Here is an 11,487-nt window from a genome sequence, read left to right on the forward strand (position 1 = left end):
ACCCCTCAGCAAACAGGCCCGAATCGGAGGATTTCGCAGATCACCCCCACTGTCGGGGAAGTGACGCAGCCGTTCAATGCACCTGGGTGTCCGGTGGGAGGGGGCCGCGGTGGTGCTTGCGGTGTCCCGCCGGCGGGACGTTCCCGCCGGGCGCCCAGGTGCCCGGCGGGAGTGGTGGTTCGGCGCGGTCAGGGTGCGCTCAGCAGGGACAGGACGTGGCCGGCGACGCGGCGGGGCGAGGGGTGGCGCAGCACCAGGTTCGCCCGCAGTTTCAGTCCGGTGGAGGCGGTCAGGCGTTTGCTGAGTTCGGCGGAGAGCAGGGAGTCGAAGCCGAGTTCCCTGAACTCCTGGTCGGGGTCGACCGACTGGCCGGAGGCGTGTCCCAGGACGACGGCGACTTTCTCCAGGACGTGGTCGAGCAGGACGGTGGCCGCCTCGTCCTCGGGGAGGGCGGCGAGCCGGTGCGGCAGGGGTTCGGGCGGCTCGTCGCCGGCGGGCGGTTCGGGGGCGGTGTTCTGGGCCGCGGCCGTGGTGCGGGTGGAGTCGAGCCAGTACCGCTGGTGCTGGAAGGCGTAGGTGGGCAGGTCCACCCGGCGGTGTTCCTCGAAGAGGGTGGCGAGGTCCGCCGGGCCGCCCTGGACGTGGAGCTGGGCCAGGGAGGCGACGACGGAGGCGACCTCGTCGCGGTTGCGGCGGGTCGAGGACAGGACGAGTGCGTCGTCGAGGTCCTCGAGGGTCTCCTGGACCGGGACGGTCAGGACGGGGTGCGGGCTCATCTCGACGAACACCCGGAACCCGTCGGCGGCCAACTTGCCCACGGATGTGGAGAATTGGACTTTTTCGCGGAGGTTGTCGTACCAGTAGTCGGCGTTCAGCCGTGCGGTGTCGACGACCTCGCCGTACAGGGTGGAGCAGAAGGGCAGCGTGGACGAGGTGGGGGTCAGGTCGGCGAGCGGGTCCCTCACCTGGTCGCGGACCCGGGTCACGTGGTGGGAGTGGGAGGCGTAGTCGACGGAGATCCTGCGGGCCTGGGTTCCTTCGGCCTTCATCTTCTCGATGAACTCGTCCAGGGCGTCCGGTTCCCCGGACACCACCACGGAGCGGGGGCCGTTGACGACGGCGACGCTGACCTGGCCGCTCCAGGGTGTGATCCGTTCCTGGACGGTCTGCTCCGATGCGGCGACCGAGGCCATCGCGCCGTGTCCGATGAGGTCGACCAGTGCCTTGCTGCGCAGTGCCACGATCTTCGCGGCGTCGCGCAGGGTCAGGGCGCCGCACACGTGGGCGGCGGCTATCTCGCCCTGGCTGTGGCCGATCACCGCGGCCGGCTCCACGCCCCAGGACCGCCACAGGGCGGCCAGCGACACCATCACGGAGAACAGGGCCGGCTGCAGGACGTCCACCCGGTCCAGTCCCGGCGCGCCGTCGGCGGCGCGCAGCACGTCCAGGAGCGACCAGTCGGTCCACTCGGCCAGGGCCGCCGCGCACGCGTCCAGGGAGCGGGCGAAGGCGGGGAAGGCGTCGTAGAGCCCGCGTCCCATGCCGACCCACTGCGATCCCTGTCCGGGGAAGACGAAGACGGTGCCGCCGGGGCTGCCCGCGCGCCCGCGCACCACGCCGGGGTGGTCCTGGCCCCGGCTCAGGGAGGTGAGGCCGGCGAGGAGTTCCTCGCGGGTGCGGCCCAGGACGACCGCACGGTGCTCGAAGCGTGTACGGCTCGACAGCAGGGACCAGCCGACGGCGCCGAGGTCCACGCCGTCGCCGGAGGCAGTGGCGGTGGCGGTGGCGGTGGCGGTGGCGTCGCGCAGTCTGCCCGCCTGCTGCTGGAGGGCGGCCGCGCTCCTGGCGGACACCACCCAGGGCACCAGGCCGCCCACGACTCCCGCGGCCGGTCCGGGCTCGCCCTCTCCCCCGGCCCGCGCGGTCCGGGGCGCCTGCGGGATCTGTCCGGGCCGTGAGGCCGGTTCGCTCTGCGGGGCCGGTTCGTTCTGCGGGGCCGGTTCGTTCTGCGGGTCCTGGGGGGCTTCCTCCAGGATCACGTGCACGTTGGTGCCGCTCACGCCGAACGAGGACACCCCGGCGCGCCGCGGCCCGTGCGTCCGGTCCCATCGCCGTCCCTGGGTGAGCAGTTCGACGCCGCCCGCGGCCCAGTCCACGTGCGGGGAGGGGGCGTCCACGTTCAGGGTGCGGGGCAGGTGGCGGTGGCGGATGGCCAGGACGGCCTTGATGACCGAGGCGACGCCCGCGGCGGCCTGGGCGTGGCCCATGTTCGACTTCAGCGAGCCCAGCCACAGTGGCCGGCCCGGTTCGCGGTCCTGGCCGTAGGTGGCCAGCAGGGCGCCCGCCTCGATGGGGTCACCCAGCACGGTTCCGGTGCCGTGTGCCTCGACCAGGTCGACGTCGGATGCCGCGACGCCGGCGTTCGCCAGGGCCTTGCGGATCACGTTCTCCTGGGCGCGGCCGTTGGGGGCGGTCAGGCCGTTGCTGGCGCCGTCCTGGTTGACGGCGGAGCCGGCGAGGACGGCGAGGACGGGGTGGCCGTTGCGGCGGGCGTCGGAGAGCTTCTCCAGCAGGAGCACGCCCACGCCCTCGGCCCAGCCGGTGCCGTCCGCGCCGGACGCGAAGGACTTGCAGCGGCCGTCGGGGGCCAGGCCCTTCTGGCGGGAGAACTCCACGAACAGTTCGGTCGTCGACATCACCAGCGCGCCGCCCGCCAGCGCCAGGGAGCACTCCCCCGCCCGCAGGGACTGTGCCGCCAGGTGCAGGGCGACCAGGGAGGAGGAGCAGGCCGTGTCGACGGAGAGGGCCGGTCCGGTCAGGCCCATCTCGTAGGCGACGCGGCCGGAGGCGACGCTGAGGGTGCTGCCGTGCAGGACGTAGCCTTCCAGGCCGTTCTTGTCCCCTTCCAGGAAGCGTGAGCCGTACTCGGAGGAGCTGACGCCGGTGAACACGCCGACGTCGGTGCCGCGCACGGTGGCGGGGACGATGCCGGCCCGTTCGAAGACCTCCCACGACGTCTCCAGCAGCAGGCGCTGCTGCGGGTCGGTGGCGAGTGCTTCGCGGGGGCTGATGTTGAAGAAGTCCGCGTCGAATCCGGCCACGTCGTCGAGGAAGCCGCCGTGGCGGACGTAGGAGGTGCCGACGGTGTCGGGGTCGGGGTCGTAGACGTCGCGCCAGCCGCGGTCGGTGGGGAACGCGCCGACGACGTCACGGCCCTCGCGGATCACCTCCCACAGATCTTCGGGGCCGGCGACGTTCCCGGGGTAGCGGCAGGCCATGGCGACCACGGCGATGGGCTCGCCGCGGCCGGCCTTGAGGGCGTCGTTCTCCTGCCGGAGCCGGTCGCGTTCCTCCAGCAGGGTGCGCAGCGCCCGCTGGACGCGGTCGGCGCCGTCCGCCGAACGAGGCGCAGAGTTGGTCGTGTCCGTCGTCATCGGGTACCTCCGAGTGCCCCGGCCTTCAGGCCGGGGAGGAATCGAGCTGCTGGGCAGTAGGACTGGTGCGGTCGAATCGCCGTCAGGGTGATTCGGCTTCGGCCACGGCAGTGCGATACCAGCGCTTCACGCAGTGGAATACGTCGGATTCGAGAAACCGATAACGTGAGGGCATGACGACGTCGACGCAGCTGGGGGATGCCGGATACGCCCGGTACACCTATCGTCTGCGTGTGTCGTCCACCGCTCTGGCCGGTCTTGACGCCGAGTGGGCGCGCTGTCGTTGGGTTTGGAACGAATGCGTGGCGATGTCTCGCAAGGTCCACGAACTCAACAGGATCGCGGTCGAGAAAGTGTCGTGCGGTCCGGCGCAGCTCGACAAGATGCTCACCGATGCCCGCACCGCCATGGGATGGCTGCGTGAGGGTAGTTCGGTGGCTCAGCAGCAGACCATCCGGGACTTCGGCAAGTCCCGCGCGAAGGCTCTGAAAGACATCAAGGCGCAGCTGCCGATGCGCCGGCGCGCCGGGATGCCCAAGGTGAAGACGAAGCGCGAGGCGCTGCCCAGTTTGAACTACACCCGGCGTGGTTTCCGGCTGAAGGACGGTCGTCTGCGCCTTGCGGGCGGAATCGCCTTGACCGTTGTGTGGTCCCGCGACCTGCCCTCCAATCCCACGTCGGTACGTGTGTACCGGGACAGCCTGGGCCACTGGTACGCGTCGTTCGTCGTGGAGACGGCTTTCGAACAGCTCGCCCCCACCGGCCGTGCGCTCGGTATCGACTGGGGTGTCAAGGAGACTGCGACGACTACCTCCGACGCACACGACCTCCCCCACGCCCAGCACGGGAAAGTCGCCGCGGCCAAACTCGCCGGATACCAGAAGATGATGGCCCGCCGTCGCACGCCGAAGAACCGTCCCGAAACCGCCGGCTACCGCACAGCCCGGAGGGCAGCGGCGAAATTGTCGAAGAAGATCGCCCGCCGACGTCAGGACATCGGACGCAAGTGGGCCAAGGCCGTCGTCCGTGACTTCGAGCACCTCGCGGTGGAGGACTTCCGCCCCAAGTTCCTCGCGAAGTCCACGATGGCCCGCAAGGCCGCCGACGCGTCGATTGCCGCGACCAAGACCGCACTGTGCGAAATGGCGCGCAAACACGGGCGCGTCGTGCACCTGGTCAATCCCGCGCACACCACCATGGATTGCGCGCAGTGCGGAGCGAGAGCCAAGCACGCACTTCCCCTTTCCGAACGTACGTATACGTGCACCGCGTGCGGAGTGCAGTCCCCCAGGGATAAGAACTCCGCCCACGTGATGCTCGTCCGGGCTGGTCTCAACCCGGCTGGTGCTGATCTTGTAAGTCCTGCCACCTGCTAGGTGTCGGGCAAAGTGAGCCAGGAATCCCTCTCCGCCAGGAGGGGGAGGACGTCAACTCTCGTCCAGGGCCAGGCCGACCAGTGCTTCCAGGTCCAGGTCCGACAGTTCGTCCGTGCCGGACTCGGCCGGCGGCGGGCCGTCGGCGCTGAGGGGGTCGGCGCAGGCCAGGACCTGGTCCAGGATGCCTGCCTCGCGCAGGCGGTCGGGGGTCAGGGTGTGCAGGATCTGCCGGATCGTCGCGTCGGCCTCGGCCTGCGGGTCGGGTTCGGGGCGGAGCAGGCCGACGAGGTGGTGGCCCAGTTCGCGGGGGGTGGGGTAGCTGAAGACGAGGGTGGAGGGCAGGCGCAGGCCGGTGGTGGCGGCCAGCCGGTTGCACAGTTCGACGGCGGTCAGGGAGTCGAAGCCGAGCTGGGTGAAGGCCTGGTCGGCGTCGACGGTGGCGCCGGAGGGGTGGGCGAGGACGATGGCGACCTGGTCGCGGACCCAGTCGGTGGCGGCGTCCTTGGCCTGCTCCTCGGGCAGGGTGGTCAGCCGGCCGGTCAGAGCGGCGGGGCCCTTCTCGCCCGCGGGTGCGGCCTCCTCGCGGCGGGGGCGGCCGCCCGCGGCCAACTCCCGCAGCAGGAGCGGGAGTTCGTCAGGGCTCTTGCGGCGCAGGGCCGCGAGGTCGACGCGGGCCGGGACGAGGACCGCCTTGCCGTTCGCGCAGGCGGCGTCGAACAGGGCCAGTGCCTCGGTGGTGGGCATCGGGGCGATGCCCATGCGGCGCAGCCGGGAGAGGTCGGCGCCGTGGAGGTCCTCGGTCATGGCGCTGCTCTGTTCCCACCAGCCCCAGCTCAGTGAGGTGGTGGGCAGGCCCGCGGCGTGGCGCTGTGTGGCCAGGGCGTCCAGGAAGGCGTTGGCGGCGGCGTAGTTGGCCTGGCCTGCGGTGCCCAGGGTGCCGGCGAGGGCGGAGAAGTGGATGAACGCCGACAGGGGGCGGCCCTGGGTCAGTTCGTGCAGGTTCAGTGCGCCGCCGGCCTTGGCGTCCAGTACGTGGTCCAGGTGCCGGGGGGTCAGGGACTCGACGGTGGCATCGGCCAGGGCGCCGGCCGCGTGGACGACGGCGGTGAGCGGGTGGCGGCCGGGCAGGTCGGCGAGCAGGGCGGCCAGGGCGGTGCGGTCGGTGATGTCGACGGCGGCGACGTGGACGTCGGCGCCCGCGGCCCGCAGGCCGGCGACCAGGTCGGCGGTGCCGTCGGCGGCGTTGCCGCGGCGGCTTGCCAGGACGAGGCTGCGTACGCCGTGTTCGGTGACGAGGTGGCGGGCCACCAGGGAGCCCACTCCCCCGGTGCCGCCGGTGACCAGGACGGTGCCGCCGCCGAGGGTGCCGCCGACGTCGAGGACGAGCTTGCCGGTGTGGCGGCCCTGGCTCATCTCGCGGAACGCCGCGCGGGCGTCGCGGATGTCGCGTACGGAGACGGGGTTGAGGTGGAGGTGGCCGTCGGTGAAGAGGTCCATGACGCGGCGGAACATGTCCTGGAGTGCGTCGGGGCCGGCCTCGTAGAGGTCGAAGGCCTGGTAGCGGACTCCGGGGTGGCGGGCGGCGACCTGGTGGGGGTCGCGGATGTCGGTCTTGCCCATCTCGGTGAAGTGTCCGCCGCGCGGGAGCAGGGTCAGGGAGGCGTCGACGAAGGCGTGGGCGAGGGAGTTCAGGACGACGTCCACTCCGTGGCCGCCGGAGGTGGTGAGGAACTTCGGTGCGAAGTCGAGGTCGCGGGAGGAGGCGAGGTGGTCGTCGTCCAGTCCCAGGGCACGCAGGGTGGGCCACTTGGCGGGGCTCGCGGTGGCGTAGATCTCGGCGCCGGCGTGCCGGGCGAGCTGGACGGCGGCCATGCCGACGCCGCCGGCCGCGGCGTGGATGAGGATCCGCTGCCCCTTCTGGAGGGGGTTGACGTGGAAGAGGGCGTAGTAGGCGGTCAGGAAGGTGGAGGGGACGGAGGCCGCTTCGGCGTAGCTCCAGGTGTCGGGGATGTGGGTGAGCAGGTGGTGGTCGGCGACGGCGACGCGGCCGAAGGCGCCGGGGAAGATGCCGGTGACGCGGTCGCCGGGTGCCAGGCGGGTGACGTCGTCGGCGACGTCCAGGACGATGCCGGCGCCTTCGCTGCCCAGGCCGGCGTCGAGGGCGGTGCGGTCGACCAGGCCGAGGGCGAGGGTGATGTCGCGGAAGTTGAGGCCGGCGGCCTGGACGGCGATACGGACCTGGCCGCTGGCAAGGGGTGCCTCCACCTCGGGGCAGGGCACCCAGGTCAGGTTCTCCAGGGTTCCCTTGGTGGGGATGCCCAGGCGGTGGGGTCCGGGGGCGGGGGCTTCGAGGCGGTGGGCGGCGGGCGCTGCGGGTGCCAGGCGCGGCAGGAGGAGGGTGCCGGCGCGCAGGGCGAGCTGGTCCTCGCCGGCCGTCAGGGCGCCGGGGACGCGGGCGAGGGAGGCCGGGTCGTCGTCGATGTCCAGCAGGCAAAAGCGGCCGGGGTGTTCGGTCTGGGCGGAGCGGATCAGGCCCCATACGGACGCGCCGGTCAGGGAGGTGACCCGCTCCCCGGGGCCGGTGTCCTGGGCCAGGCGGGTGCAGACGACCAGGGTGGTGGCGGTGAGGGTGCCCTCGGCGAGGAAGCGCTGGATCTGGCCCAGTGTGTGCCGGGCCGTGTCGCGGACGGCGGTGAGCGGGTCGGCGGCGAGGGTGATGGCGTCGTCCGGGCACAGCACGATGTGCGTGGGCGGGGGGCCGGTGAGGATCTCGTCCAGGCCGGCCTGCGGGACGGTGTTCTCAAGGGCCGTGGTGAGGCGGCCGGCCAGGCCGTCGGGGGTGCCGATGACGGCGCAGCGGCCTCCGGTCGCCGGGGCGGCGGGCCTATCCGGTTCCTGGGCGGTGGGCGAGGCGGGGTGCCATTGCAGTTCGTAGAGGGGCTGGTGGCGGGTGCCGTGGGCGGCGTGGACCTGTTCGGCGCTCGCCGGGCGGAAGGTGAGTGCCTGGATGCGGGCGGCGGTGCGGCCGTGCTCGTCGGCGACGGTCACCGCGACGACGCCGTCGCCGGCCGGGGAGAGACGGACCGTGACGGTGGGGCCGCACACGCCGGTGAGTTCGGCGCCGGACCAGGAGAAGGGCATCCAGCCCTGCTCGCCGCTCACTTCGATGACGCCGCCGGCGATCACCGCGTGCAGGACGGAGTCGAACAGGGCCGGGTGCAGGGCGAAGCCGTCGCCCGCCGAGGTGTCGCCGGAGACGGGCAGGGTGGCCAGCGCGAAGAGGTCCGTGCCGCGGCGCCATACCTCGCGCAGTCCGCGGAAGGTCGGGCCGTAGTCGAAGCCCGCGTCGGCGAGGGAGTCGTAGAGGCCCTCGATGGGCAGTGCGGTGGCGCCGGGCGGCGGCCACACGGCCGGCAGGCCCGCGTTGTCGGGATGCGGGGTGGCGGGGGTGGTGGGCGGGGCCAGGGTGCCCATCGCGTGACGGGTCCAGCCGCCGTCCGCCGGGCCGGTGCCGGCGGTGTCGGGGCGCGCGTACACGTCCAGGGAGCGGCGGCCCTTCTCGTCGGGGGTGCCGGCGACGAGCCGTATCCGGATCTCGCCCGGGTCGGGCAGGACCAGGGGTATTTCCAGGGAGAGTTCCTCGACGGCGGGGCAGCCGAGGTGTTCGCCCACCGACAGGGCCAGGTCCAGGTAGGCGGTCGCGGGGACGACGGCCGCGCCGAACACGCTGTGGTCGGCCAGCCAGGGGTGGGTGCGCAGGGACCACAGGTCGCTGAAGACGCTCTCGCCGGTGGCGGGGTGGTCCATCACGGCGCCCAGCAGCGGGTGCCGGGGGCTGGTCAGGCCGGCGGAGGCGAGGTCGGTGCTGTGGGTGGCGGCCTGGAAGTCCAGCCAGTAGCGCCGGTGCTGGAAGGCGTAGGTGGGCAGGTCGACGGTGCGGCGGGGGCCGGACAGGGCGCCGAGGTCGACCGGGTTGCCGTGCACGTGCAGCTGGGCGAGCAGGGTGATGAGGGCCTGGGGTCCGCCGCGGTCGCGGCGGGCGGCGGACAGCACCAGCGTGTCGTCGACGCCCTGGTGGGCGAAGGCCTCCTGGGTCATGCCGGTGAGGGTGGCTCCCGGGCCCACCTCGACGAAGACGCGCGCTCCCGCCGCGCGGGCGCACTCGACGGCGTCGTTGAAGCGGACGGGTGCGCGGACGTGGTCCACCCAGTGGGCGACGGACGCCAGTTCCTCGCCGGTGGCCTCGCGGCCCAGCCGGGTCGAGACGACGGGGATCGCCGGTGCGCCGGCGGTGAGTTGGGCGATGGCCTGGCCGAACTCGGCGAGGACGGGGTCCATGAGCGGGGAGTGGAAGGCGTGGTCGACGGGGAGGAGTTTCGCCGAGGTGCCGGCGGCGACGAGCTGGTCGCGCAGCGCGTGGACCTCCTCGCGCAGGCCCGAGACCACCACCGACTCCGGGCCGTTGACCGCCGCGATGCCGGTCCGCCGGTAGGGGGTGAGCAGGGCGCTCATGTGTGCTTCGCCGGCGCGGACGGCGAGCATGGCGCCGCGTTCCCTCACCGTCTGCATGATCCGTCCGCGGGCGGCGACCAGCCGGGTGGCGTCGTCCAGGGTGAGGACGCCGGACACGTGCGCTGCGGCGATCTCGCCGACCGAGTGGCCGATCAGGCGGTCCGGGGCGGGGAGATGGGCGGTCAGGAGCCGGTAGAGGCTGACCTGCAGGGCGAACAGGGCCGGCTGCGCGACGTCGGTCCGCTCGCGGCCGGCGGGCTCCTCGGCGAGCAGGACGGACCGCAGGCCGATCGGGAGGTGGGCGTCGAAGTGTGCGCAGATGTCGTCGAGGCTGCGGGCGAAGGCGGGGAAGGCGTCGTACAGCTGCCGTGCCGCGCCCGCCCAGGGGGAACCCTGGCCCGGGAACATGAAGACGGTGCCGCCTGCTGCGCCGGCGACGCCGCGCAGCACGGCGGCGGATTCCTCGCCCTGGCTCAACGAGGTGAGGGCGTGCAGGAGTTCGTCGCGGGTGCGGCCCAGGACGACCGCGCGGTGCTCGAAGCGTGCGCGGCTCGCCGCCAGCGACCAGCCGATGTCGGCGAGGTCGGGGGGCGGGCCGGCGGCGGCGAAGTCGCGCAGTCTGCCGGCCTGGGCGCGCAGTGCCTGTTCCGAGCGGGCCGACACCGTCCACGCCACCAAGTCGCCGGTGAACGTGGGCTGTTGGGTGTTCGCGTCGGGGGTCGTCCCATCGTTGTCGCTGGGGGTGTGCTGCGCGGCGGGTGCGGGCTGTTCTTCGGGGGCCTGTTCGAGGATGAGGTGGGCGTTGGTGCCGCTCGCGCCGAAGCTGGACACCCCGGCCCGGCGCGGCCGTTCCGCTGTGCCGGGCCATTCACGTGACTCGGTGAGGAGTTGTACGGCTCCGGCCGTCCAGTCGACGTGGGTGGAGGGGCGGTCGACGTGCAGGGTGGGGGGCAGGACCCCGTGCCGCATCGCCATGACCATCTTGATGATGCCGCCCACCCCGGCGGCCGCCTGGGTGTGGCCGATGTTGGACTTCAGGGAGCCCAGCCACAGCGGGCTGTCCTGGTTGCGGTCCTGGCCGTAGGTGGCGAGCAGGGCCTGTGCCTCGATGGGGTCGCCGAGCGTGGTGCCGGTGCCGTGGGCCTCGACCGCGTCCACGTCGTTCGCCCGCAGCCGGGCGTTGGCCAGGGCGGCGCGGATGACGCGCTGCTGGGCGGGGCCGCTGGGTGCGGTCAGTCCGTTGGAGGCGCCGTCCTGGTTGACGGCCGTGCCGCGGATCACCGCCCAGATACGGCGGCCGTTGCGGCGGGCGTCGGAGAGCCGCTCCAGGACGAGCATGCCGACGCCCTCGGCGAATCCGGTGCCGTCCGCGGCGTCCGCGAACGCCTTGCACCGGCCGTCCTGGGACAGGCCGCGCTGGCGTGACATCTCCCGGAACACCTGCGGCATCGCCATGACGGTGACGCCGCCGGCCAGCGCGAGGCCGCATTCGTCGCTGCGCAGCGACTGCACCGCCTGGTGCACCGCCACCAGCGAGGAGGAGCAGGCGGTGTCGGTGGAGAGGGCCGGGCCCTGGAGGCCCAGCGCGTACGAGATCCGGCCCGAGGCCACGCTCAGCAGGGAGCCGGTCTGCGCGTAGCCCGCGATGGTCTCGGGGGTGGAGAAGTGGTTGCCGTAGCCGAAGTAGGCGAGGCCGGCGAACACGCCGGTGCTGCTGCCGTGCAGGGTGTGCGGGTCGATGCCGGCGCGTTCCAGGGACTCCCAGGAGGTCTCCAGCAGGAGCCGGTGCTGCGGGTCGGCGGCGAGCGCCTCGCGCGGGTTGATCTCGAAGAAGTCGGCGTCGAAGTCGCCTGCGTCGTGGAGGAATCCGCCCGAGCGGGTGGAGGAGGTGCCGGGCCGGTCCGGGTCCGGGTCGGCGAGGTGCTGGAGGTCCCAGTTGCGGTCCTCGGGGAAGGCGGACACGACGTCCGCGCCCTCGCGCACCAGGTCCCACAGGGCCTCCGGGGAGGTCGCCCCGCCCGGGTAGCGGCAGGCGACGCCGATGACCGCGATGGGTTCGGCGGCCGCCTCCGTCACCTCCTTCAGGCGCTTGCGGGTCTCGATCAGTTCGATCGATGTCCGCTTGAGGTAGTCCAGGACATCGGCGTTGCTGTCGTTGGTCATCG

At 72.8% G+C, this 11,487-nt stretch carries 3 protein-coding genes; 1 reads left to right on the forward strand and 2 read right to left on the reverse strand.

Features of this window, described 5'->3' with window-relative positions; genetic code table 11:
- Positions 1 to 188: 188 nt before the first annotated feature.
- Positions 189 to 3,434 (reverse strand): type I polyketide synthase, encoded by a 3,246-nt coding sequence (locus ABZT74_RS28270; protein ID WP_356439213.1) that lies wholly within the window; start codon positions 3,432 to 3,434, stop codon positions 189 to 191.
- A 173-nt stretch (positions 3,435 to 3,607) separates the two neighbouring features.
- On the opposite strand from ABZT74_RS28270, the gene ABZT74_RS28275 reads away from it, so the two are divergent.
- Positions 3,608 to 4,810, forward strand: a complete 1,203-nt coding sequence (locus ABZT74_RS28275; protein WP_356439216.1) for a transposase — start codon at positions 3,608 to 3,610, stop codon at positions 4,808 to 4,810.
- Positions 4,811 to 4,861: 51 nt separating this feature from the next.
- On the opposite strand, the gene ABZT74_RS28280 is transcribed toward ABZT74_RS28275, so the two are convergent.
- The gene (locus ABZT74_RS28280) at positions 4,862 to 11,485 is read right to left on the reverse strand and encodes a type I polyketide synthase (RefSeq protein WP_356439219.1); all 6,624 of its coding nucleotides are present in this window, start codon (positions 11,483 to 11,485) and stop codon (positions 4,862 to 4,864) included.
- Positions 11,486 to 11,487: the final 2 nt, after the last annotated feature.

It is taken from the genome of Streptomyces sp. NPDC005302 (assembly GCF_040607345.1).
Lineage (GTDB): Bacteria > Actinomycetota > Actinomycetes > Streptomycetales > Streptomycetaceae > Streptomyces.